The 22431-nt window shown below is 59.9% G+C and carries 25 protein-coding genes; 20 read left to right on the forward strand and 5 right to left on the reverse strand.

Annotated features, from left to right (window positions below):
• Window positions 1-18 precede the first annotated feature (18 nt).
• A complete protein-coding gene (locus VQ575_RS05810; protein ID WP_039591682.1) occupies window positions 19-963 on the forward strand; it encodes a Nudix family hydrolase in 945 nt (314 codons plus the stop codon).
• A gap of 42 nt (window positions 964-1005) precedes the next feature.
• Here the strand turns inward: VQ575_RS05810 and VQ575_RS05815 are convergent, their stop codons facing one another.
• From VQ575_RS05815 to VQ575_RS05825, 3 genes are read right to left on the reverse strand one after another with little or no spacing between them, the layout of a single operon-like run.
• A complete protein-coding gene (locus tag VQ575_RS05815; protein WP_198723827.1) occupies window positions 1006-1587 on the reverse strand; it encodes a cob(I)yrinic acid a,c-diamide adenosyltransferase in 582 nt (193 codons plus the stop codon).
• A gap of 3 nt (window positions 1588-1590) precedes the next feature.
• Window positions 1591-3627 carry a sensor histidine kinase gene (locus VQ575_RS05820; RefSeq protein ID WP_039591684.1) on the reverse strand — a complete coding sequence of 679 codons (2037 nt, stop codon included), beginning with the start codon at window positions 3625-3627 and terminating at the stop codon, window positions 1591-1593.
• A gap of 46 nt (window positions 3628-3673) precedes the next feature.
• Window positions 3674-4591: a putative 2-dehydropantoate 2-reductase gene (locus VQ575_RS05825; RefSeq protein WP_039591685.1), complete on the reverse strand. Its 918-nt coding sequence runs from the start codon at window positions 4589-4591 to the stop codon at window positions 3674-3676.
• A gap of 143 nt (window positions 4592-4734) precedes the next feature.
• Between VQ575_RS05825 and VQ575_RS05830 the strand changes: the two genes are divergently transcribed.
• Both VQ575_RS05830 and VQ575_RS05835 read left to right on the forward strand, forming a co-directional pair.
• Entirely contained in the window at window positions 4735-5220 is a 486-nt protein-coding gene (locus VQ575_RS05830; protein WP_030140812.1) for a YajQ family cyclic di-GMP-binding protein, read from the forward strand.
• Window positions 5221-5373: 153 nt separating this feature from the next.
• Complete coding sequence (locus tag VQ575_RS05835) at window positions 5374-6216, forward strand: mechanosensitive ion channel family protein (RefSeq protein WP_039591687.1); 843 nt, start codon at window positions 5374-5376, stop codon at window positions 6214-6216.
• A 166-nt stretch (window positions 6217-6382) separates the two neighbouring features.
• On the opposite strand, the gene VQ575_RS05840 is transcribed toward VQ575_RS05835, so the two are convergent.
• Entirely contained in the window at window positions 6383-7672 is a 1290-nt protein-coding gene (locus VQ575_RS05840; RefSeq protein WP_325919259.1) for an OprD family porin, read from the reverse strand.
• An 855-nt stretch (window positions 7673-8527) separates the two neighbouring features.
• Between VQ575_RS05840 and VQ575_RS05845 the strand changes: the two genes are divergently transcribed.
• Window positions 8528-8953, forward strand: coding sequence for an HIT domain-containing protein (locus VQ575_RS05845; RefSeq protein WP_039591689.1), 426 nt, complete (start codon window positions 8528-8530; stop codon window positions 8951-8953).
• Window positions 8954-8956: 3 nt separating this feature from the next.
• The gene (locus tag VQ575_RS05850; RefSeq protein WP_003205050.1) at window positions 8957-9163 is read left to right on the forward strand and encodes a SlyX family protein; all 207 of its coding nucleotides are present in this window, start codon (window positions 8957-8959) and stop codon (window positions 9161-9163) included.
• Window positions 9164-9233: 70 nt separating this feature from the next.
• Here VQ575_RS05850 and VQ575_RS05855 read toward each other — a convergent pair whose 3' ends face one another.
• Window positions 9234-9839: a cold-shock protein gene (locus VQ575_RS05855; RefSeq protein WP_030140807.1), complete on the reverse strand. Its 606-nt coding sequence runs from the start codon at window positions 9837-9839 to the stop codon at window positions 9234-9236.
• Between the two features lie 380 nt (window positions 9840-10219).
• On the opposite strand from VQ575_RS05855, the gene VQ575_RS05860 reads away from it, so the two are divergent.
• The 15 genes from VQ575_RS05860 (at window position 10220) to ybgF (ending at window position 22270) form a co-directional block, all read left to right on the forward strand.
• Window positions 10220-10693 carry a Dps family protein gene (locus VQ575_RS05860; protein WP_039591690.1) on the forward strand — a complete coding sequence of 158 codons (474 nt, stop codon included), beginning with the start codon at window positions 10220-10222 and terminating at the stop codon, window positions 10691-10693.
• A gap of 204 nt (window positions 10694-10897) precedes the next feature.
• On the forward strand, window positions 10898-11242 hold the full coding sequence (locus VQ575_RS05865) for a ribbon-helix-helix domain-containing protein (RefSeq protein ID WP_039591691.1): 345 nt from the start codon (window positions 10898-10900) through the stop codon (window positions 11240-11242).
• A gap of 121 nt (window positions 11243-11363) precedes the next feature.
• On the forward strand, window positions 11364-11585 hold the full coding sequence (locus tag VQ575_RS05870; RefSeq protein WP_003178589.1) for an FmdB family zinc ribbon protein: 222 nt from the start codon (window positions 11364-11366) through the stop codon (window positions 11583-11585).
• A gap of 75 nt (window positions 11586-11660) precedes the next feature.
• Window positions 11661-13436: an aspartate--tRNA ligase gene (gene aspS, locus VQ575_RS05875; protein WP_325919260.1), complete on the forward strand. Its 1776-nt coding sequence runs from the start codon at window positions 11661-11663 to the stop codon at window positions 13434-13436.
• Between the two features lie 120 nt (window positions 13437-13556).
• Window positions 13557-14303 carry a YebC/PmpR family DNA-binding transcriptional regulator gene (locus VQ575_RS05880; RefSeq protein WP_039591693.1) on the forward strand — a complete coding sequence of 249 codons (747 nt, stop codon included), beginning with the start codon at window positions 13557-13559 and terminating at the stop codon, window positions 14301-14303.
• Window positions 14304-14437: 134 nt separating this feature from the next.
• On the forward strand, window positions 14438-14962 hold the full coding sequence (gene ruvC, locus VQ575_RS05885; protein ID WP_039591694.1) for a crossover junction endodeoxyribonuclease RuvC: 525 nt from the start codon (window positions 14438-14440) through the stop codon (window positions 14960-14962).
• Window positions 14963-15075: 113 nt separating this feature from the next.
• Complete coding sequence (ruvA, locus tag VQ575_RS05890) at window positions 15076-15684, forward strand: Holliday junction branch migration protein RuvA (RefSeq protein WP_039591695.1); 609 nt, start codon at window positions 15076-15078, stop codon at window positions 15682-15684.
• Window positions 15685-16746: a Holliday junction branch migration DNA helicase RuvB gene (ruvB, locus tag VQ575_RS05895; protein ID WP_030140800.1), complete on the forward strand. Its 1062-nt coding sequence runs from the start codon at window positions 15685-15687 to the stop codon at window positions 16744-16746.
• A gap of 128 nt (window positions 16747-16874) precedes the next feature.
• The gene (ybgC, locus tag VQ575_RS05900) at window positions 16875-17342 is read left to right on the forward strand and encodes a tol-pal system-associated acyl-CoA thioesterase (RefSeq protein ID WP_030140799.1); all 468 of its coding nucleotides are present in this window, start codon (window positions 16875-16877) and stop codon (window positions 17340-17342) included.
• Window positions 17332-18027 (forward strand): protein TolQ, encoded by a 696-nt coding sequence (gene tolQ / locus VQ575_RS05905; protein ID WP_039591698.1) that lies wholly within the window; start codon window positions 17332-17334, stop codon window positions 18025-18027. The genes ybgC and tolQ overlap by 11 nt, the downstream gene beginning before the upstream one ends.
• A gap of 23 nt (window positions 18028-18050) precedes the next feature.
• Window positions 18051-18503 carry a protein TolR gene (tolR, locus tag VQ575_RS05910; RefSeq protein WP_196304799.1) on the forward strand — a complete coding sequence of 151 codons (453 nt, stop codon included), beginning with the start codon at window positions 18051-18053 and terminating at the stop codon, window positions 18501-18503.
• Complete coding sequence (gene tolA, locus VQ575_RS05915) at window positions 18503-19582, forward strand: cell envelope integrity protein TolA (protein WP_030140797.1); 1080 nt, start codon at window positions 18503-18505, stop codon at window positions 19580-19582. Before tolR ends, tolA begins: the two co-directional genes overlap by 1 nt.
• A complete protein-coding gene (gene tolB / locus VQ575_RS05920; RefSeq protein WP_039591701.1) occupies window positions 19579-20880 on the forward strand; it encodes a Tol-Pal system beta propeller repeat protein TolB in 1302 nt (433 codons plus the stop codon). Before tolA ends, tolB begins: the two co-directional genes overlap by 4 nt.
• Window positions 20881-20932: 52 nt before the next feature.
• Complete coding sequence (gene pal, locus VQ575_RS05925) at window positions 20933-21430, forward strand: peptidoglycan-associated lipoprotein Pal (protein ID WP_003178634.1); 498 nt, start codon at window positions 20933-20935, stop codon at window positions 21428-21430.
• A 6-nt stretch (window positions 21431-21436) separates the two neighbouring features.
• Window positions 21437-22270 (forward strand): tol-pal system protein YbgF, encoded by an 834-nt coding sequence (ybgF, locus tag VQ575_RS05930; RefSeq protein ID WP_045156746.1) that lies wholly within the window; start codon window positions 21437-21439, stop codon window positions 22268-22270.
• The last annotated feature ends 161 nt before the right edge of the window (window positions 22271-22431 follow it).

Genomic DNA, 22431 nt, shown 5'->3' on the forward strand with positions numbered 1-22431 from the left:
ATGCTGAGGAATAGTGCGGTGAAACGAATTCATGTGGCGGCGGCGGTCATTCGTGACGCCGCTGGCAAAATCCTGATTGCCCGTCGGGCCGACACCCAACACCAGGGAGGCCTGTGGGAATTTCCCGGCGGCAAGGTCGAGGCTGATGAATCCGTCGAAACGGCCCTGGCCCGTGAACTTCACGAGGAACTGGGCATTGTCGTCGACGTTGCACGGCCGTTGATCAAGGTGCGCCATGACTACCCCGACAAACAGGTCTTGCTGGATGTCTGGGAAGTCTCGGCGTTCAGTGGCGAGCCCCACGGTGCCGAAGGTCAGCCGTTGGCCTGGGTGACGGCCCGTGAGTTGACGAACTACGAGTTTCCGGCGGCCAACCAGCCGATCGTCGCGGCGGCACGTTTGCCGGGTGAATACCTGATCACACCTGATGGCCTGGAAACCCCGGCCTTGCTGCGCGGTTTGCAAAAGGCAATTGCGGGCGGGATCAAATTGGTCCAGCTGCGTGCGCCCAACGGCTACGACCCGCAATACCGCGACCTGGCGGTGGATGCGGTGGGGTTGTGTGCCGGCAAGGCCCAGCTGATGCTCAAGGGGCCGTTCGAATGGCTGGGGGATTTTCCTTCCGCCGGCTGGCACATCACTGCCGCGCAACTGCGCAAGCACGCGGCGGCCGGTCGACCGTTCGGCAAGGATCGCTGGCTTGCGGCCTCGTGCCATGACGCCGAGGAATTGGCCCTGGCGCAGCAGATGGATGTGGACTTCGTGACGCTCTCGCCGGTGCAACCGACCCAGACTCATCCCGATGCCCAACCGTTGGGCTGGGCAGAGGCGGCGCGGTTGATCGACGGCTTCGACAGGCCGGTTTACCTGTTGGGTGGGGTAGGGCCTGGCGAGCGGCAAAAAGCCTGGGAGACCGGGGCGCAGGGTGTGGCGGGGATTCGGGCGTTTTGGCCAGAGGCTTGATGCCTCGGTGTGACTGCTGGCCTCTTCGTTGGATCGCCGTCCTCACTCCCCAGGCTTGGCCGCCGCCTCCCAAAGCACCTCTGCCACCCCCTGCCGCCGGGCGATGATCCGCGCGGCCACGAACAGCAGGTCCGACAGCCGATTGATATAGGCCAGCCCCGGGCCGGCCAACGGCTCCACCGCGTTCAACTGTTGGCAGCGACGCTCGGCACCACGGGCCAGGGCTCGGCAGACGTGAGCTTGCGCGATCAAGGAAGAACCACCGGGCAGGATGAAGTTCTCCAAAGGGCCCAGCTCCTCGTTCCACAGGTCGATCGCCGCTTCCAGACGCTCGATCTCCGTCACGTTCAAGGCTTGGTAGGTCGGCATCGCCAGTTCACCACCCAAGTCGAACAACCGGTGCTGACAAGGCGCCAACACTGCAATGACTTCCCCCAGCGCCGGATGCCGAGCTGTTTCTTCGGCCAGGCCGGCCAATAGCAGCCCCAGTTGGCTGTTCAAGGTATCCACCTCGCCAATCGCCTCGACCCGTGGATGATCCTTCGCCACGCGGCGACCATCCCCCAGCCCGGTTTCACCTTTGTCACCGGTGCGGGTGTAAATCTTCGACAGGCGAAAACCCATTGTTCAGCGCTCCACTTGCTTATGTTCCTGGGCCACGATCGAAGTGCCTGCGAGGGGCAGGCGCAGGGTGAAGCAAGTGCCCTGGCCTGGCGCTGATTGCACTTCCATCTGGCCCTTGTGGTTGTTGGTGATAATGAAATACGACACCGACAGCCCGAGGCCCGTGCCCTGGCCGATTTCCTTGGTGGTGAAAAACGGCTCGAAGGTGCGTTTGCGCACGTTCTCGCTCATGCCGATGCCGTTGTCCTCGACCTGGATCTCTGCCCACGGTGGATTCAACCGCGTGCGCAGGATAATGCGCCCGGGTTCGCTGTCGTCCTGCCGTTGGTGGATCGCCTGGGCGGCGTTCTTCAGCAGGTTCAGCAATACCTGTTCCAGTTCGTTGGCGGTGCCCGGCACCGGGCCCAGGTTCGGGTCGAACTGGCGGATGATTGCCTGGCCCTTGAAGTCAAAACCGATCGCCAGGTCGAAGTCGTTGCCGGCGATTTCCACGGCTTGGTCGATCAAGGCAGGCAAGTCGCAGGGGGCCATTTGCCGGGTGCTGCGTCGGCTGAAGCTGAGCATGTGAGTGACGATTTTTGCGGCTCGCGCGCCGGCCTGCTGGATGCCGTCCAGCAGTTGCGGGATCTCCCGGCTTTGCAGGTAACGGTTGACCAACGGCAACTCGATGCCCAACTGCTCGGCCTGCTCGAGGTTCTTGGGCAGCTCGGCGGACAGGCGCCGGCGTATGTTCTGCACGTTGTGCAGGATCGCCCCCAGCGGGTTGTTGATTTCATGGGCCATGCCCGCCGCGAGACCGCCAACCGAGAGCATCTTTTCCGATTGCACCATCATTTCTTCCAGCGACAGGCGCTGGGTAATGTCGTCGATGCGGATCACCACGCCACGCCCGGCGCCGCCCATCAGTGGGTAGAAGGTGAGGGCGTAATGCCGCGCTTCGTCGTCCTTGGTCCAGGTCACGCGTTCGATCTTCGCCACCGTGTGCTGCTCGACGGTCTGCTTGAGCTGCGGCAGGTACGGCTTCAGCGGCTCGAAGGCGAGGAAGATCGGCTGGTTCAGCGCTTCGTCCAATCGTGTGCCGGAGAGTGCGCTGGCTTCCTGGTTCCATTGGGTGACGTAGAGCTGTTCGTCGAGGGCGATCAGGGCCGATGGCATGGAGTCGATGATGCTGTTGAGGTAGTTCTGAAAGCCCGTGAGTTTTTTCTCGATCTTGCTGCGCACTTGGACTTCCAATTCCAGCTTGCGGTTGGTGTGACGGGTTTCTTCGGCCAGACCCTGGGCCTGGTCATAGGCGGCCTGGGAGTCGTCGCGGGCGCGCTTGAGTTGCTGCTCGCGGGCTTCGATCCGCGACAGCATGGTATTGAACGCTTCGGCCAGGCTGCCGATTTCGTCGTGGTTGCCCCGGGCGGCGCGCAGGGAATAGTTTTCCTCGCGGGTCACCTGGCGCGACAGCTCTTCGAGCTGGTGGATCGGTTGGGTGATCAGTCGTTTGATCTGCTGGGCAATGACCAGCCACAGCAGCACACTGAAGATCAGGATGCCGAGGCTGGCGGTGAGGGTGCCGGTGTAGAACGCGGTGGGCAACTCACTGCTGGCGACCAGCAACAGGTGGCCCGGTGTCGTGCCGGGGCGGGGCAGGGTGATGACCTGATTGCTGCGGAACTCGCCGGCCTGCCAGGTTTGCATATGGCGAAAATGCTCCGGCAGCTTGAGCTTCTCGCCTTGTTGCAGTTGGGCCAGGCGCTCGCCTTGTCCATCATAGAGTGCCGCTGCCCGCAGTGGGGCATAGCTGTTGAGCTCATCGAGCAGGCGTTGGGCGCTTTGCGGCGATTGCAGCGCGTCGGCGATCAGGCTCGGGTTGGCCACCAGTCGGCCAATGGTCTGCAAGGCCTGGGGGGCCATGCTTTCCTGGGAAATATAATAGGCCGCGCTGATGAAGGTCAGGTTGGCCACCAGCAAAACCGTGGTCAACAACACCAACAGGGCCGCCAGCAGTTTCTGGCCGACCGGGAGATTTTCAAGGCGCTGGCGCAATGGCATCGGACTCGTCGCTAACAAGGAACACGAGGGCCAGCGTAGCCGCTGCTCAGTCGCTGGGCAATCCAAGGTTGTCCAGGTGGGCAATCAGTCGCTGGCGCATTTGTCCGAGATGCGGCACCGCCACGCCATGCCGCTGGGCAACCGCGCAAGCATGGCCAAGCAGATAGCTGATTTCGGTGCGCCGCAGGTTGGCGACGTCCTGGTACATCGAAGAGTAATTGGCGGCCGTGGCCTGGATCACCCGTTCGACTTCCATCTGCAAGTCTTCGGCTGCCGCCGGCTGGCCGCAGCGTTCGAGCAGGTCAGTGAGTTCGGCGCAGAGGGTTGCCACTTCGCAGCGGTGTTCCTGCAGGCCACCGTTCTTGCAATGGTGCAGCACGGTGAGTGGGTTGATCGCACAATTGAGGGCCAGCTTGCGCCACAGGCGAGTGAGGATGTCGGCGCTCCATTCATGGGGAATGCCCGCCGCGCTCAAGTCATCCAGCCAGACCGGCGCCACCGGCTGGGCCGGGTCGCCCAGCCAAGTGAAGCCGTGGCCGGCGAATACCACGCGCCAATCGCCATCACGAAACGCGCCTTCAGTGCTGGAGGCGCTGATGCAACGCGCCTGGGGCACGCGGTTCGCCACGGCGTCCTGGCTGCCGAGGCCATTCTGTAGCAGGATCAGCTCCGATTCGGCATCCAGGCGATGGGCCACCGAGGCCACGGCCGCTTCCGCGTCGTAGGCCTTGCACGCCAGCAACAACCGTTTGATGGGCTCGGGGCCCTGGGCGGTTTCGCCGGGCACCGGATAACACTGCGCCTGGCCTTGTTCCACCAGCGTCAGGCCGCCGGCCTCGCGATAAGCCTGCAGGCGCTGCTCATTGCGCAGCACCAGCCGAACCGGCAGCCCGGCCCGGGCCAGGCGCGTCGCCCATAACGTGCCGAGGCTGCCGGCTCCCAGGACATGCCAGGTGGTGGACATCAGTTTTTTACTCGGTTTGGCGCAGGCATCTGAAGGGCTCGCGGTAACGGCGGGAAAAGACCCGTTATAATGAGCCCGATTTTAACCACAAGCCAAGTGCGCGCCGTTGTCATGAGCGCGCCTTTTTATTTGGAGAACACTACATGCCGTCATTCGACGTGGTATCCGAACTGGACAAGCACGAAGTCACCAACGCCGTTGAAAACGCCGTCAAGGAACTCGACCGTCGGTATGACCTCAAGGGCAAGGGCAGTTTCGAGTTCAAGGAAAAGGACCTGACCGTCAACCTGACCGCCGAGGCCGACTTCCAGCTCGAGGCGATGATCGAGATCCTCAAGCTGGCGCTGGTCAAGCGCAAGATCGACGTGCAGTGCCTTGAAGTGAAGGATGCCTATGCCTCGGGCAAGGTGATGAAGCAGGAAGCCGTGCTCAAGGAAGGCATCGACAAGGAACTGGCGAAGAAGATCGTTGCCCACATCAAGGATGCCAAGCTCAAGGTCCAGGCCGCCATCCAGGGCGAGCAGGTGCGCGTGACCGGCAAGAAGCGTGACGACTTGCAGGAAGCCATTGCGGCACTGCGCGGCAAGGAATTCGGCATGCCGCTGCAGTTCAATAACTTCCGCGATTGATATCTCAGCCTCAGATACTGTGGCGAGGGAGCTTGCTCCCGCTGGCTGCGTAGCAGCTCCTCCGGTGGACGCTGCGCCCTGGAGCGCTAGCTCGGCCATGCGGGAGCAAGCTCCCTCGCCACAATTGCGTGCAATGGAAACAAGGAGAACACGATGGACTTGAACGCTGAAGTGGACCACTTGGTCAAGGCTTCCCAGGCCTGGATACCGATGATCATGGAGTATGGCAGCCGTGTGCTGCTGGCGATCGTCACCCTCGCCATCGGTTGGTGGCTGATCAACAAGGTCACGAAAAAGGTTGGTGCGCTGCTGGCCTTGCGCAACGCCGACCTGGCGTTGCAAGGGTTTATCAGCACCCTGGCAAACATCATCCTGAAGATATTGCTGATCGTCAGCGTCGCGTCGATGATCGGCGTGGAAACCACCTCGTTCGTCGCGGCCATCGGTGCCGCAGGCTTGGCGATTGGTTTGGCATTGCAGGGCAGCCTGGCGAACTTCGCCGGTGGCGTGCTGATCCTGCTGTTCCGTCCGTTTCGTATCGGTGACTGGATCGAAGCCCAGGGAGTCGCGGGGACAGTCGACAGCATCCAGATTTTCCATACTGTCATTCGTACCGGTGACAACAAGACCGTGATCGTGCCCAACGGCAATCTGTCGAACGGCATCATCACCAACACCAACCGCCAGCCGACCCGCAAAGTCGTGTTCGACGTGGGCGTGGATTACCAGGCTGACCTGCAAAAGGCTCGGGAAGTGCTGCTGGAATTGGCCAAGGACGAGCGCGTATTGGCCGATCCTGCCCCTGAAGCGGTGATTTCCATGCTCGGTGACAGCTCGATCACCGTGTCGTTGCGTATTTGGGTGAAGACGGCGGATTATTGGAGCGTGATGTTCATGCTTAATGAACAGGCACGGGATCGCTTGAAGGATGCCGGGATTGATATTCCGTTTCCGCAACGTGTGATTCGGGTTGTTCAGGAAGGGCCAGCGCAATAACGATTGGACTGTAACCTGGCGCTTGAGTCAGGTTATGTTTAGTTAGCTTGCTATTTAACAAGTTGTGTTAAATCTGGCGTTGCAATGGGTATAAAAAAACCGCTCACCTGGATCAGGTGAGCGGTTTTTTGTTTGTTGCGGGTGAAGCTATCGAACTAGTACTGAATTACAAGATGCTCAGTGGGTATTCGACGATTATGCGGAAGTCGTTGTTGCTGGTGTAATCCGTGTTGGATCTGTCAGTCCGATAGATCGCGCTACGCAGACGGAAAGACAGGTCCTTCGCGGGACCGCTTTGCAGAACGTATTTGCTTTCAAAGTCCCATTCGTGGGCTTTGGCGTCGCCTGTAGCGGTAGCGATATTATCGCTGGTGATATAGCGGGTCATGAAGCTCAGCCCAGGGATGCCGTAGCTCTTCATGTTCAGGTCGTAGCGAGCCTGCCAGGAAACTTCATCTTCGCTGTTGAAGTCGGAATATTGGACGGAGTTGGCAACGTAGACAGTACCGCCGCCGTCAACGCCGTAGGCGTAGCCGCTATCACCGGACGAGCGCTGGTGAGCCAAGGTGAATTTGTGCGCACCGAGGCTGTAGGCTGCTGCCAGCGACCAGATGCGGTTATCAATGTCACCGCTCAGCTCTTGACCCTGACTTTTGCTGTCATAGCCGTTGAAATCGAAGTTCAAGGACTGATCTTCGTTGATCGGCAGGGTGTAGTTCACGTTGAGGTACTTCTTCTTGAAGTAGTCTTCAATATCCGAAGCCGCTACGCCTGCTACCAAATTGTCAGTGAACTGATAGGTTGCGCCAGCAATGTTGGCGGATGGAAGACCTGGGCTGTGCCGACCATTGATGCTGTCACGGCCCGTGTAGTTCTGGGCGTTCATCGCGGTGAAGCGGCCAGCGGTCAGTTCCAGACCCTTGATTTCCTTGCTGGTGATGAGCGTACCAGTAGCGACTTCCGGATTCAGACGGCTATCATCCGTGGAGAACACAGGACTGGCGGTGTATTGGTTACCGTACTTCAGAACGGTGTCGGACAAGCGGAATTTGATAGCGCCGCCAACTTCAGACTGGGTGTCTTCTGGGCTACCGTCGTCGCCTGTGCCGAAGATGCCGTTACCGGTGCGACCTGGGCCGCTATCCAGCTTGACCTGGCCATTGAACAGGGCGTCCACGCCTACACCAACGGTGCCTTGAGTGAAGCCAGACTCGTAAACAGCCTGTACGCCAAGACCGGTTTCTTCGCGGTAGCCAGTGCTACGTGCTTTGCCAATGTTCTGGTTGTTGGAGGCACCTTTTTTGAAATCGCGGTTCATGTACAGCATACGATTTTTAACGGTCAGGCTCTGATCTTCAAAAAAGCCCTTGGACTCCTCTTGGGAGGACGCCACTGCGAACTGCGAAACGCTGGCCGATACAGCCAGTGCGATCATGCTCCACTTCATCACGCGCATCGTGATTTGCTCCTTTGGTTTTTAGAAGAGTACTGCCGTCCCACCTGTTTTTTTTCTGGGCGGCTCTTTCTTTTTGTGTCGGCGCAAACTTATATCACGACGACATTCTTTGGCGATACTTGCCCATCCAACCTTTCAGCTTCTTTACGACCATGTCGCCAATGGCTCGATCCATGTCGTATTTCTGCCGCTCCGGCGCAATCGGACCTGCAACTTGAATGTTGCTTTTTTTCTCCGGCGTCGGTGTAAAGAGTCCTTGGTTACTGCGCTTGAAGCTCCCTGAGGGCAACCTTGCCACTTTTATTTATAGGCCCGTAGGTTTTCGCGTCCGGCGATCCCCTGCAGGCGATGTGGGGATGAATGCAACAAGTATGCTCAAATCCGATTTTTGTTCACGTTTTTTTCACATTTTTCATTTTTCAACGGTGAAACCTCATGAAACCGGCCTCCAAAGGCCTTGTTTTAATTAAGGTTGACTGTCGATGCAGTCTCGTGATTGACGCTTTGAAAGGCCGCGGGACAACCAAAAACGTTACCGGTTCACCCCACAAGTGAGTAGATCACGGATGCTTCGTGCACTGAGCGTAGACGCGTTGTGCGATTTTGGTGCAAAAAAACTGTTGGCTGTACGAAAAATTTACAGCTCAAGATCAGCACGCTGCGTCTCTGGTGCGTGTCAGGCACCGTTGCAAACCCCTTGCGCTGAATTGGTGCGCAGCGTCCAAAGCCGGCCCTGGGTCGGTTCGTTATTCGCGGTGTACCCTTCGCCGTTCAAAGGTATGCTGGACGCCTGTGCCCGAGCGCAGGCCTGTGGGTCGAGCCGGGCTCAATCGATCATGTTAAGGAGTAAGCACGGTGTTTGCCTTGGATCCACGACTGCAACAAGACACATTGCCCATTGGCGATTTCCCGCTGTGCCGCTTGCTGCTCTCCAATGACTCGAATTACCCGTGGTTCATCCTCGTGCCGCGACGGGAAAATATCAGTGAATTGTTTCAGTTGGATGACGCTGATCAATTGCAGTTGTGGAAAGAAACCACGGCGCTGGCCGAAACGCTCAAGGACTCGTTCGACGCCGACAAGCTGAACGTTGCAACCTTGGGTAACGTTGTCAGTCAATTGCACATGCATGTGATCGTGCGCAAGCGAGAGGATGCCGCCTGGCCGGCGCCGGTCTGGGGGAAACATCCGGCCCGGCCTTATAATGCCGAGCAGGTAGCCGCCATTCGCGAACGGTTGCGAGCGGTGCTTACCGATGATTTCAAGTTTCTGGAGGGCTGAACCATGAACCTTGAAGACCGTGTAACCGATCTGGAAAGCCGCCTGGCATTCCAGGACGACACCATCCAGGCGTTGAACGACGTGCTGGTGGAACAGCAACGAATCGTCGAGCGTCTGCAGCTGCAGATGGCGGCGCTTCTCAAGCGCCAGGAAGAAATGGCCGGGCAGTTCGAATCCTTCGAGGAAGAGGCGCCACCCCCGCATTACTGACCGGCCCGAACGGCAGGTAATAAAAAACCGCGAGCAGCGAGGCTGCATCGCGGTTTTTTTTACGCCCGGATCAGCGGCGCGGCAGCGCGGCGATGACGTCTTCGGCTTGCAGGCCTTTGTCGCGATGCATCACCGAGAACTCCACGCGCTGGCCTTCGACCAGGACGCGGTGGCCTTCGCCACGAATGGCCCGGAAATGCACAAAAATGTCATCGCCGGAGTCGCGGGAGATGAAACCGAACCCCTTGGAAGTGTTGAACCACTTCACGGTGCCGGTATCACGGTTGGACATGTCGTAGTTCTGCGGCGCGGCGCTCGGCGACGACTTCTTGTAGAAGCTGACGGCCAGGTGCAGCAATACAGCGAGCAAGGCTGCGGCCAGGCTGGAGAGGATAGCGGGTTGGCCGCCAATTTCCGGCATGGGTGCCAGCAGGGTCAGGGTTTGCAAGGCAACAGCCAGCACGAGCAAGGCGCTGACAAGGTTTTGCAGTTGATGACGTGGACCTTTGTTCCAGTAAGGGATAACGGGTGCCAGGGTCAGGTTGAGCAGGCCGAAAAACGCCAGGTACAGCGCATCGGGATGTTGCAGGTAAGGTGTGGCTTCGGAACCCAGGCTAGGGATGAAGGACAGCAGCAGGGCAGCTGCGCCCATTAGCAAGTGGACGATTTTCAACATTTTGATTGGCTCACGGTTAAGACAGATCACAAGGAAGAGCTGGTCGGGGGCGGTTCGCTCCAGAAATGAGAGGCGTAGGAACACGTACCCGAATCAGCCTATGCGCGACGCACCGGAAAATAGGCGTAGCGACACACTGCCTATTTAACAGCAAAGCCCGGGCCTTCTCAAACTCGTTACAGGCGCGCAGCACGCTGTTCGTCGGCCCGAAGCATAGGTAGGGTGCTTGCCGGACGGGGGGCGATGGATGTTGAATTTCATTGTCTGGCCGGAACCGTCCAACGTTCCGGCTTGTCGGTTCAGGATGGCTGGCGATTTGTCGCAGGCCCTCGAGGGCGACACCCGCTAGAGTGAATTCACCACCGTCAGGAGATCAACCCATGGCAATTGATATCGGTATCAGCGAAGAAGATCGCAAATCCATCGTCGACGGGCTTTCGCGGCTACTGTCGGATACCTACGTGTTGTACCTCAAGACCCACAACTTCCATTGGAACGTTACCGGGCCGATGTTCCGAACCCTGCACCTGATGTTCGAGGAGCAGTACAACGAGCTGGCGCTCGCCGTGGATTCGATCGCCGAACGTATCCGCGCGCTCGGCTTCCCGGCGCCGGGGGCTTATTCGGTGTATGCACGCCTGTCCTCTATAAAGGAAGAAGAGGGGGTGCCTGCCGCCGAGGACATGATCCGGCAATTGGTCGAGGGCCAGGAGGCGGTGACGCGTACCGCCCGCGGTATCTTTCCTTTGTTGGACAAAGTCAGTGACGAGCCCACCGCCGACCTCCTGACCCAGCGCATGCAGGTTCACGAAAAAACCGCCTGGATGTTGCGTTCATTGCTGGAAGATCGCTAAGCCCTGGACAGGCGATGGTGCTGCCGTTGGCATCATCGCCTGTCGTTGCGTGTAGGAACGCATGATTCGTCGCCAGCTCCCTGTTGGCTTGTCCTACGTTGATGGTCAAAAAGTCATCTGGAACTGGCGATCCAGTTGAGCTTCCATAGAGCCACAGATCGGTTGTTCCGACTGAGGTTCGTATGGCAAAGGAGTGTCAACGGTATGATTCAAGGAAAAGACCCCAGGGAAAATATGCGCGGATGTCCGCAGTCCGTGAAGATCGACCCGTTCGTCAGTGGTTTCGACATGCAACTGGCCCGCCCGCTGGCGCGCTCCATCCGACTCAATGGGTTCGCCACCTGCCTGCGGCTGGAGCAGGTCTATTGGGATATCCTCGGTGACATGGCCCAGCTCAACTGTTGTTCCGTCAGCGCCTTGCTGTCCCATGTGGATCGGGAGGTGCACTTGCGTCATGGCGGCGTGCGCAATTTCAGTGGCCTGGTGCGCGTTGTCTGCGTGGTCCACAGCCTGAAGGAAATGAACACGGGTCATGCAAGTCTCGATTGACCTGTTATCGGCAATGACTGTGCGGTCTTACGGCTGCACAGGCCGCATTTAATGGATATAATCCCGCTCTTTGCCGCAAAGCCGGGCTTTGCGTGAATAACCTGATTGCCGAGACAACCCCATGCCGATGTACGACTATCAATGTGCTTCCTGTGGTCATCAGATGGAAGCCATTCAAAAAATCAGCGCGGCACCGCTGGTCGATTGCCCCGCCTGCCAGGCGCCAGAGCTGAAAAAGATGCTGTCCATGCCAGGATTCCGCCTCGGCGGCACCGGCTGGTATGAAACCGACTTCAAGACCGGCGCCAAGAAGAACCTGGCCGGTGGCGACAAAGCTGACTAAGTTGAACACGCGCGAGTTCTTGCACGGGCAGGGCCTCCAACCGAATGTCGAATTACGAGAAGTGAAACCACTACCATGATGCGCAGCCATTATTGCGGCCAACTGAACGAAAGCCTGGAAGGCCAGGAAGTTACTCTTTGCGGATGGGTTCATCGTCGCCGTGACCATGGCGGGGTGATTTTCCTCGATATCCGTGATCGTGAAGGCCTGGCCCAGGTAGTGTTCGATCCTGACCGCGCTGAAACCTTCGCCACCGCCGACCGCGTGCGCAGCGAATACGTCGTCAAGATCACCGGCAAGGTGCGCCTGCGTCCGGCCGGCGCCGGCAACGCCAACATGGCGTCCGGCATGATCGAAGTGCTGGGCTACGAGCTGGAAGTGCTCAACGAAGCGGAAACCCCGCCGTTCCCACTCAATGAATACTCCGACGTCGGTGAAGAAACCCGCCTGCGCTACCGCTTCATCGACCTGCGTCGTCCGGAAATGGCCGAGAAGCTGCGCCTGCGTTCGCGCATGACCACCAGCATCCGTCGCTACCTGGATGAAAACGGCTTCCTTGACGTCGAGACACCGATCCTGACCCGCGCCACGCCGGAAGGCGCCCGCGATTACCTGGTGCCGAGCCGTACCCACCCCGGCAGCTTCTTTGCCTTGCCGCAATCGCCACAGCTGTTCAAGCAACTGCTGATGGTGGCCGGGTTCGATCGCTACTACCAGATCGCCAAGTGCTTCCGCGACGAAGACCTGCGTGCCGACCGTCAGCCTGAGTTCACTCAGATCGACATCGAGACCAGCTTCCTCGACGAAAAAGACATCATGGGCCTGACCGAAGGCATGATCCGCAACCTGTTCAAGGAAGTGCTGGACCTGGAATTCGGCGAGTTCCCGCACATGACCTTCGAAGAGGCCATGCGCCGCTACGGTTCCGACAAGCCGGACCTGCGTAACCCGCTGGAGCTGGTGGACGTGGCCGACCAGCTCAAGGAAGTCGAGTTCAAGGTGTTCAGCGGGCCGGCCAACGACCCGAAATGCCGTATCGCTGCCCTGCGCGTACCAGGCGGCGCGAGCATGCCGCGCAAGCAGATCGACGATTACACCAAGTTCGTCGGCATCTACGGCGCCAAGGGGCTGGCCTACATCAAGGTCAACGAGCGTGCCGCAGGCATTGATGGCCTGCAATCGCCGATCGTGAAGAACATCCCGGAAGCCAACCTCAACGTGATCCTCGATCGCGTCGGCGCAGTCGATGGCGACATCGTGTTCTTCGGCGCCGACAAGGCCAAGATCGTCAGCGAAGCTCTGGGTGCGCTGCGCATCAAGCTGGGCCACGACCTGAAGCTGCTGACCTGCGAGTGGGCCCCGATGTGGGTCGTCGACTTCCCGATGTTCGAAGAAAACGACGACGGCAGCTTCTCCGCGCTGCACCACCCGTTCACCGCGCCCAAGTGCTCGCCTGAAGAGTTGGAGGCCAACCCGGCCGGCGCGCTTTCCCGTGCCTACGACATGGTCCTGAACGGCACCGAGCTGGGTGGCGGCTCGATCCGTATCCACCGCAAGGAAATGCAGCAGGCGGTGTTCCGCCTGTTGGGTATCGATGAGGCTGAACAGGAAGAGAAGTTCGGCTTCCTGATGGACGCCCTGAAGTTCGGTGCGCCGCCCCACGGTGGCCTGGCCTTCGGCCTGGATCGCCTGGTGATGCTGATGACCGGCGCCCAGTCGATCCGTGAAGTGATCGCGTTCCCGAAAACCCAGAGCGCGGCCGATGTCATGACCCAGGCCCCGGGCGTGGTGGACGCCAAGGCGTTGCGCGAGTTGCACATTCGTCTGCGTGAACAGCCAAAGGCTGAGTAAGGCTGGCACCTGAGAGGGCGCATCTTCGGATGCGCCTTTTCATTGGGGTCGATATTTCTGATTGCCGGCCGCTGCTCAAGAGCAGGGCGGGCAATGTTCCAAAGCGAAACGGAGCGAGTTATGGCAGGTCATTCCAAGTGGGCGAACATCAAGCACCGCAAAGAACGTCAGGATGCCAAGAGAGGCAAGATATTCACCAAGTGGATCCGTGAGCTGACAGTCGCGGCCCGCCAGGGTGGCGGTGACCCGGGCTCCAACCCGCGCCTGCGCCTGGCCCTGGACAAGGCCTTGGGCGCGAACATGAGCCGCGACATCATTGACCGGGCAATCGCCCGTGGCGCTGGTGCCACCGAGGCCGACAACGTCGAAGAGCTGACCTATGAAGGTTACGGCCCGGGCGGCGTGGCGGTGATGGTCGAGTGCATGACCGACAACCGCAACCGGACCGCCGCGGCCGTGCGCCATGCGTTCAGCAAGTGCGGCGGCAACCTGGGCACCGACGGTTCGGTGGCTTACCTGTTCGAGCGCAAGGGCCAGATCAGCTTCGCGCCGGGCCTCGACGAAGATGCCCTGACAGAGGCGGCGCTGGAAGCCGACGCCGATGATGTGGTCGGTCACGAGGACGGTTCATTTGACGTGTTCACGTCGTTCGCCAGCTTCTACGCCGTGCGCAACGCCCTGGAGGCCGCGGGATTCAAGCCGGCCGACGCGGAAATCGTCATGCAGCCGACCACCAGTGCCGAACTCGACCTTGAAGGGGCCGAGAAGGTGCTCAAGCTGATCGACATGCTGGAAGACCTGGACGACGTGCAGAACGTCTATTCCAACGCTGATATTCCGGAGTCGGTGGCTGAACAGCTCGGCTGACAGGCCTAATGCTGCTCACCCAAGGTTTGGTTTGTAATCATTGTGGCGAGGAGCTTGCTCCCTCGCCACGGATTCACTGCAAGCCTTTGATGAGCTGTATCCTCTTGTAACCCGCATTACCTTTCGCAGGCGTTATGACTTTAATCCTTGGTATCGACCCCGGTTCGCGCATCACCGGCTACGGCGTGGTTCGCGATACCGGGCGCGGCTGCGTGTACGTCGCGTCTGGCTGCATCCGCACCGGCGGGGGTGAGCTGCATGAGCGCTTGCAGATCGTTTATCGCGGCGTGCGCGAAGTCATCCAGACCTACGGCCCGGTGACCATGGGCATTGAAAAGGTTTTCATGGCCCGTAATGCCGATTCGGCCCTGAAGCTGGGGCAGGCCCGGGGCGCGGCGATCGTGGCGGGCGCCGAGGAGAACCTGGAGATCGCCGAGTACACCGCGACTCAGGTCAAGCAGGCGGTCGTCGGCACCGGCGCGGCGAACAAGGAGCAGGTGCAGATGATGGTGATGCACTTGTTGAAATTGGTCAGCAAGCCGCAGATCGACGCGTCCGACGCCCTGGCCATCGCCATTTGCCATGCCCATACCCGCTCCAGCCTGTTGCCCCATGGCCTGGGAACCGCACGCAGTCGTGGCGGGCGCCTGCGTCTCTGATAGCATCAGCGCTTCATTCATGAGCCCGAGTCAATTGCGCCTGTGTCGTCGGCCTTGAAGCTCGTGTTGTAACTCGCCAGCCAGCGGCTGGCCAACGCCCAAGGATCTGAAACGTGATTGGACGCTTGCGCGGCACCCTGGCTGAAAAACAGCCGCCGCACCTGATTCTGGATGTAAACGGCCTGGGCTATGAGCTCGAAGTGCCGATGACCACGCTGTATCGCCTGCCGTCGGTCGGTGAGCCGCTGACCCTGCACACTCATTTGGTCGTGCGCGAGGATGCGCAGTTACTCTATGGCTTCGTCGGCAAGCGCGAGCGGGATTTCTTCCGCGAGTTGATCCGCCTCAACGGTGTCGGCCCGAAACTGGCCCTGGCCTTGATGTCCAGCCTGGAAGTCGACGAGTTGATCCGTTGCGTGCAGTCCCAGGACACCTCGGCCCTGACCAAGGTGCCGGGGGTAGGCAAGAAAACCGCCGAGCGCCTGCTGGTGGAACTCAAGGACCGCTTCAAGGCCTGGGAAGCGGTGCCGGCGATGTTCGCGCTCGTTCCGAACCAGCCGGATGCTCCAGCGCCTGCGGCCAGCGCTGAAAACGATGCGGTCACCGCGCTGATTTCCCTGGGTTATAAACCGCAGGAAGCCAGTAAGGCGATCTCTGCCATCAAGGAAAAAGGCTTGAGTACCGAAGACATGATTCGCCGTGCCCTGAAGGGAATGATTTAAGTGATTGAAGCTGACCGTCTGATCGCCGCCACGGGCGCGCCCCGTGACCGCGAGGAAATCCAGGATCGCGCGATTCGTCCTGTCAGCCTGGCCGACTACATCGGCCAGCCGACCGTGCGCGAACAGATGGAGCTGTTCATCCAGGCCGCCCGTGGGCGCAGCGAGTCGCTGGACCATACCTTGATCTTCGGCCCGCCAGGCCTGGGCAAGACCACCCTGGCCAACATCATTGCCCAGGAAATGGGCGTGTCGATCAAAAGCACATCCGGGCCGGTGCTTGAACGGCCGGGCGACCTGGCGGCACTGCTGACCAACCTTGAGCCCCACGACGTGCTGTTCATCGACGAAATCCACCGGCTGTCGCCGATTGTCGAGGAAGTGCTATACCCGGCCATGGAGGATTTCCAGCTCGATATAATGATCGGCGAAGGGCCGGCGGCGCGCTCCATCAAGCTCGACCTGCCGCCCTTCACCCTGGTTGGGGCGACCACCCGTGCCGGCATGCTGACCAACCCGCTGCGCGACCGTTTCGGCATCGTCCAGCGCCTTGAGTTCTACAACAATGCCGACCTGGCGACGATCGTCAGCCGCTCGGCCGGCATCCTCGGTTTGCCGCTGGACCCGGACGGCGCCTATGAAGTCGCCCGCCGGGCCCGCGGTACACCGAGGATCGCCAACCGCCTGCTGCGCCGGGTCCGGGATTTTGCCGAAGTCCGGGCCAAGGGTCACATCACCAAGCCGATTGCCGACCTGGCCCTGAACCTGCTGGACATCGACGAGCGCGGCTTCGACCACCAGGACCGGCGGCTGCTGTTGACCATGATCGAGAAATTCGACGGTGGCCCGGTGGGCGTGGACAGCCTGGCTGCCGCTATCAGCGAAGAACGCCACACCATCGAGGATGTGCTGGAGCCCTACCTGATCCAGCAGGGCTATATCATGCGTACCCCGCGCGGACGGGTGGTGACGCGGCATGCTTATCTGCACTTCGGCTTAAACATCCCGACACGAATGGGGGAGATGCCGGTGGTAGACGAGTTCCTCGATGCGGTAGACGATTGAACGCGCTCTGTACAACGACTTTTTTTCGGTTCGTGCTGTCCCAGACCACGCCTGGAGCGTCAATGCGTTCAAGAATGAAAAAACAGTTGCCTGGCCGGATTGGCAACCTGAGGAGTAAGCACTAGAGTATGCGCGCGCAAAACGGGCTGGAGTCGTTCGCACATCGCTGTCGCGTTTATTACGAGGACACCGATGCCGGCGGCATCGTTTACTACGTCAATTACCTCAAGTTTATGGAACGGGCTCGAACCGAACGGCTGCGGGAACTGGGTTTTGCCCAATCCGCGCTGGCTGGGGAGGACCTGTTATTCGTCGTGCATTCCAGCGAAGCGCGCTACCACGCGCCGGCGCGACTGGACGACGAGCTTGTGGTGACTGCCGATGTCATCGAGTTGAACCGCGTCAGCCTGCGCTTCAAGCAGCAGGTCAGGCGCGCTGCGGATAATGTGCTGCTCTGCGAAGGGCAGTTTTTGGTGGCCTGTGTGCGCACCCATAGTTTGAAACCCCGGGCCATTCCCGAAGCTCTACGCGCGGCCTTTGCCGGCGTGAGCGGCGCGGGTACACACTCAGAGCAGGAGATAAAGCGTGGAAGCTAACGTCGTCGACCATTCCTCCATGTGGAGCCTGGTCAGCAATGCCAGCGTCGTGGTGCAACTGGTAATGCTGATCCTGGTAGCCGCATCGGTGACCTCATGGATCATGATTTTTCAGCGCAGCAACATGCTGCGCGCCGGTCGCCGTGCCCTGGAGAGCTTCGAAGAGCGCTTCTGGTCCGGCATCGACCTGTCCAAGCTGTACCGCCAGGCCGGCAGCAACCCGGACCCGGATTCGGGCGTCGAGCAAATCTTTCGCGCTGGTTTCAAGGAATTTTCCCGTCTGCGCCAGCAACCGGGTGTCGACCCTGAAGCGGTAATGGAGGGCGTGGCCCGTGCCATGCGCGTTGCCATCTCGCGGGAAGAGGAAAAGCTCGAACAAGGCTTGCCGTTCCTCGCTACCGTCGGTTCGGTCAGCCCGTACATCGGCCTGTTCGGTACCGTCTGGGGGATCATGAACTCCTTCCGAGGCCTGGCATCCGCCCAGCAAGCGACCCTGGCCACAGTGGCCCCGGGCATCGCCGAGGCACTGATCGCCACCGCCATCGGCCTGTTCGCGGCAATCCCGGCCGTTATCGCCTACAACCGTTTCGCTGCCCGCAGCGAAACGCTGACCAGCCGCTACTACACCTTCGCCGATGAATTCCAGGCGATCCTGCACCGCAAAGTGCACACCAGCGAAGAATAAGCAGGTATTTCCCGATGGCTTTAATCGCTCGAGCCCGAAACAAGCGCAAGCCGGTCGCCGAGATGAACGTGGTGCCCTACATCGACGTGATGCTGGTGCTGCTGGTCATCTTCATGGTGACCGCGCCGATGCTCAATCAGGGCGTGAAGGTCGATCTGCCCAAGGTTTCCAGCGAAGCCTTGCCGCAGGACAACAACACCCAGGTACTGACCATTTCCATCAAGGCCGACAAGACTTACTACTGGAACCTTGGCAGCGAAGTCGATACCGATAAACAGCAGGACCGGGCCATGACCTTGCCGCAGATGACCGACGCGGTGACCAAGATCATCAACGCCGGCAACGGTAACGGCAAGCGCACCCAGGTCTTCATTCGTGGCGACAAGACCGTCGACTACGGTGCCGTGATGGGCGCCATGGGCGGCCTGCAGAAAGCCGGGGTCGGTAACGTTGGCTTGATCACTGAGGCGCCCTGATGCAGCAACAGCGAGAGCCGTCCGCCTCGGAAAGCTACTTCTGGCCCAGTGTTCTGGCCATCGGCCTGCATGTGCTGGTGTTCGGCATGCTGTTCGTCAGCTTTGCCATGACCCCTGAGTTGCCGCCAGCCAAGCCGATCGTCCAGGCGACCCTTTACCAGCTCAAGTCGAAAAGCCAGGCCACGACGCAGACCAACCAGAAGCTTGCCGGCGAGGCGAAGAAATCCGCTGCGCGCCAGACCGAAGTCGAGCAGATGGAGCAGAAGAAGGTCGAGCAGGAAGCCGTGAGGGCAGCGGAACAAAAGAAAGAGGAAGCTGCTCAAAAGGCCGAAGAAGCGAAGAAGGCCGACGAGGCGAAAAAAGCGGACGAGGCTAAAAAGGCAGACGAAGCCAAGAAGGCCGACGATGCGAAGAAAGCCGCCGAGGCCAAGAAGGCAGAAGAGAAACAATTGGCTGATATAGCCAAGAAGAAAGCCGAGGAAGAAGCCAAGAAAGCCGCTGAAGAAGAGGCCAAGAAAGCGGCCGCTGAAGAAGCGAAGAAAAAGATTGTCGAGGACGCGAAGAAAAAAGCGGCCGAGGACGCCAAGAAGAAAGCTGAAGCTGAAGAGGCGAAGAAAAAAGTCGCCGAAGACGCGAAGAAGAAAGCCGCCGCCGACGCCGCCAAGAAGAAGGCCCAGGACGCAGCGCGTAAATCCGCCGAAGAGAAAAAGGCCCAGGCCTTGGCAGATTTGCTTTCCGACACGCCGGAGCGTCAGCAGGCATTGGCCGACGAGCAGGGCGATGAAGTCGCCGGCAGCTTCGACGATCTGATTCGCGCCCGGGCGGCGGAAGGCTGGGCTCGTCCACCTTCGGCGCGCAAAGGCATGACAGTTGTATTGCAAATCGGCATGTTGCCCGACGGTACGGTTACCTCGGTCAGCGTGGCCAAGTCCAGTGGCGATGGTCCGTTCGACGCTTCGGCGGTCGCGGCGGTCAAGAACATTGGGCGGTTGACGGAAATGCAAGGAATGAAGCCGAGCGATTTTGCTCCCTATCGTTCGTTCAAGATGACATTCACACCTGAGGATCTAGCCTTGTGAGAAACCTTCTTCGATCAATGCTTGTCGTTATCTGCTGCTTGGCAGGGATAGCGGTAGCAGAGGAAAAGAACATCCTGGTCACCAGCGGCAGCGACCGGGCGACGCCAATCGCCGTCGTTCCGTTCGGTTGGCAGGGCGGCAGCGTCCTGCCGGACGACATGGCTGAAATCATCGGCAACGACCTGCGTAACTCCGGTTACTACGCGCCGATTCCGAAGCAGAACATGATCAGCCTGCCGACCCAGGCCAGCGAAGTCATCTACCGTGACTGGAAGGCCCTGGGTGCCCAGTACATCATGGTCGGCAGCATCGTTCCGGCCGGCGGTCGCCTGCAGGTGCAATATGCCCTGTTCAACGTCGCTACCGAACAGCAAGTGCTGACCGGCAGCGTATCGGGCAGTGTCGACCAACTGCGCGACATGGCCCACTACATCTCCGACCAGTCGTTCGAGAAGCTCACCGGCATCAAGGGCGCGTTCTCTACCCGCATGCTTTACGTGACCGCCGAACGCTTTTCCGAGAACAACACCCGCTACACCCTGCAGCGCTCCGACTACGACGGCGCGCGTGCGGTGACCTTGCTGCAATCGCGTGAACCGATCCTGTCGCCGCGCTTTGCACCGGATGGCAAGCGCATCGCTTACGTCTCGTTCGAGCAGAAGCGTCCACGTATCTTCGTGCAGCACATCGACACCGGTCGCCGTGAGCAGATCACCAACTTCGAAGGGCTGAACGGCGCGCCAGCCTGGTCGCCGGACGGTTCGCGCCTGGCGTTCGTACTGTCCAAGGACGGTAACCCGGATGTCTACGTGATGAACCTGGCCTCGCGCTCGATCTCGCGCGTGACCAACGGCCCGGGCATCAATACCGAACCGTTCTGGGGCAAGGATGGCTCGACCATCTACTTCACCTCCGATCGCGGTGGCAAGCCACAGATCTACAAGACCAGCGCTGGCGGCGGCGGTGCCGAGCGCGTGACTTTCGTCGGTAACTACAACGCCAACCCCAAGCTGTCGGCGGACGAAAAGACCTTGGTGATGATCCATCGCCAGGACGGTTTCACCAATTTCAAGGTGGCGGCCCAGGATTTGCAGCGCGGTAGCGTAAAAATCCTCACTGATAGCACTCTGGACGAGTCACCTACTGTTGCGCCCAACGGCACCATGGTAATCTACGCCACCCGCCAGCAGGGCCGGGGAGTCTTGATGCTCGTGTCCATTAATGGACGCGTGAGGCTCCCGCTTCCTACCGCTCAAGGCGAAGTCAGAGAACCGTCCTGGTCCCCTTACCTGAACTGACGCGGCGCAATACGTTTTACTTAACACACTGGGGTTCATTAGGAGTTTCACGATGGAAATGCTGAAGTTTGGTAAATTTGCTGCGCTGGCTCTGGCCATGGCTGTAGCTGTAGGTTGCTCGTCCAAAGGCGGCGACAACGCCGGTGAAGGCGCTGTTGATCCAAACGCTGGTTACGGCGCTAACACTGGTGCAGTTGACGGCTCCCTGAGCGAAGAAGCTGCTCTGCGCGCAATCACCACCTTCTACTTCGAATACGACAGCTCGGACCTGAAGCCAGAAGCCATGCGCGCTCTGGACGTTCACGCCAAAGACCTGAAAGCAAACGGCGCTCGCGTTGTTCTGGAAGGCAACACCGACGAACGTGGTACTCGTGAGTACAACATGGCACTGGGCGAGCGTCGTGCGAAAGCCGTTCAACGCTACCTGGTACTGCAAGGTGTTTCCCCAGCTCAGCTGGAACTGGTTTCCTACGGCGAAGAGCGTCCAGTTGCTACCGGCAACGACGAGCAGTCCTGGGCTCAGAACCGTCGCGTCGAACTGCGTAAGTAATTCGTCATGCGAACGTGCCGTCGTGCTGTAACTGTCCTGGCTCTCAGCCTCGCGCCGCTTGCGGCGTGGGCTGCGGTTCCTGTGGTCGATAACGACTCCGGCTATAACAATAGCGGGAGCAGCTATCCGCCTGCAGGTTACGGTACGAACGGCGCCTATGCCGGGGGAGGGGTTTCGACCCCTGTCTCGGCACAGGGCCAGCTGTTCAACCAACTACAGCAAATGCAGGATCAGATCTCGCGCCAACAGGGTGTGATCGAAGAACTGCAAAATGATATTTCGCGCATGAAGCAGGAAAGCCTGGAGCGATACCAGGATCTTGATCGGCGCATAGGAACCGGCGTTGCACCTGCCGCGACTCCTGAGAATTCCCCAGCCGGTGGCGACTTGAACGCCCCCGGTGCAGCCGCAGGCGCCGGGGCAAGCGCTCCAGCAGCGCCTGCCGCCGGTGGCGAGCCGGCAGATCCGGCGAAGGAGAAGCTCTATTACGATGCTGCCTTCGACCTGATCAAAGCCAAGGATTTCGACAAGGCCAGCCAGGCCTTTACCGCTTTCCTGCGCAAATACCCCAACAGCCAATACTCGGGTAACGCCCAGTACTGGCTGGGTGAGGTGAACCTGGCCAAGGGTGACCTGCAAGGCGCCGGCCAGGCATTCGCCAAGGTCTCGCAGCTGTACCCCAAGCATGCCAAGGTGCCGGATTCGCTGTACAAGCTTGCTGACGTAGAGCGCCGCCTCGGTCACACCGACAAGGTCAAGGGCATTCTGCAACAGGTGGTGGCCCAGTATCCGGGTACCTCCGCCGCCCAATTGGCCCAGCGTGATCTGCAGCGCATGTAAGGCTGTTTGACCTGTTCTGAAGAAACCCGCGCCTGTCGCGGGTTTTTTCGTTAGAATTCACGCCCTTTTTATGAAACACGCTTTTTGGGATCTACGCGTTGGCGGGGTTCCTTGAAGTGCCTGACGGAGGCGGACAGCCTGTTTAGCTGTTACGCCCGTGG

It is taken from the genome of Pseudomonas frederiksbergensis, assembly GCF_035751725.1.
GTDB classification, from domain to species: Bacteria; Pseudomonadota; Gammaproteobacteria; order Pseudomonadales; family Pseudomonadaceae; genus Aquipseudomonas; species Aquipseudomonas frederiksbergensis_A.

What these genes read in the sequence shown, in the direction of transcription:
- VQ575_RS05825 (WP_039591685.1), bottom strand. Translation starts at nt 4,591, where the DNA reads ATGTCCACCACCTGGCATGTCCTGGGAGCCGGCAGCCTCGGCACGTTA.
- aspS (WP_325919260.1), top strand. Translation starts at nt 11,661, where the DNA reads ATGATGCGCAGCCATTATTGCGGCCAACTGAACGAAAGCCTGGAAGGC.
- VQ575_RS05880 (WP_039591693.1), top strand. Translation starts at nt 13,557, where the DNA reads ATGGCAGGTCATTCCAAGTGGGCGAACATCAAGCACCGCAAAGAACGT.
- ybgF (WP_045156746.1), top strand. Translation starts at nt 21,437, where the DNA reads ATGCGAACGTGCCGTCGTGCTGTAACTGTCCTGGCTCTCAGCCTCGCG.
- ybgC (WP_030140799.1), top strand. Translation starts at nt 16,875, where the DNA reads ATGCGCGCGCAAAACGGGCTGGAGTCGTTCGCACATCGCTGTCGCGTT.
- VQ575_RS05840 (WP_325919259.1), bottom strand. Translation starts at nt 7,672, where the DNA reads ATGCGCGTGATGAAGTGGAGCATGATCGCACTGGCTGTATCGGCCAGC.
- VQ575_RS05855 (WP_030140807.1), bottom strand. Translation starts at nt 9,839, where the DNA reads ATGTTGAAAATCGTCCACTTGCTAATGGGCGCAGCTGCCCTGCTGCTG.
- VQ575_RS05820 (WP_039591684.1), bottom strand. Translation starts at nt 3,627, where the DNA reads ATGCCATTGCGCCAGCGCCTTGAAAATCTCCCGGTCGGCCAGAAACTG.
- VQ575_RS05860 (WP_039591690.1), top strand. Translation starts at nt 10,220, where the DNA reads ATGGCAATTGATATCGGTATCAGCGAAGAAGATCGCAAATCCATCGTC.
- VQ575_RS05835 (WP_039591687.1), top strand. Translation starts at nt 5,374, where the DNA reads ATGGACTTGAACGCTGAAGTGGACCACTTGGTCAAGGCTTCCCAGGCC.
- tolA (WP_030140797.1), top strand. Translation starts at nt 18,503, where the DNA reads ATGCAGCAACAGCGAGAGCCGTCCGCCTCGGAAAGCTACTTCTGGCCC.
- ruvC (WP_039591694.1), top strand. Translation starts at nt 14,438, where the DNA reads ATGACTTTAATCCTTGGTATCGACCCCGGTTCGCGCATCACCGGCTAC.
- VQ575_RS05870 (WP_003178589.1), top strand. Translation starts at nt 11,364, where the DNA reads ATGCCGATGTACGACTATCAATGTGCTTCCTGTGGTCATCAGATGGAA.
- pal (WP_003178634.1), top strand. Translation starts at nt 20,933, where the DNA reads ATGGAAATGCTGAAGTTTGGTAAATTTGCTGCGCTGGCTCTGGCCATG.
- VQ575_RS05850 (WP_003205050.1), top strand. Translation starts at nt 8,957, where the DNA reads ATGAACCTTGAAGACCGTGTAACCGATCTGGAAAGCCGCCTGGCATTC.
- VQ575_RS05865 (WP_039591691.1), top strand. Translation starts at nt 10,898, where the DNA reads ATGATTCAAGGAAAAGACCCCAGGGAAAATATGCGCGGATGTCCGCAG.
- VQ575_RS05815 (WP_198723827.1), bottom strand. Translation starts at nt 1,587, where the DNA reads ATGGGTTTTCGCCTGTCGAAGATTTACACCCGCACCGGTGACAAAGGT.
- VQ575_RS05830 (WP_030140812.1), top strand. Translation starts at nt 4,735, where the DNA reads ATGCCGTCATTCGACGTGGTATCCGAACTGGACAAGCACGAAGTCACC.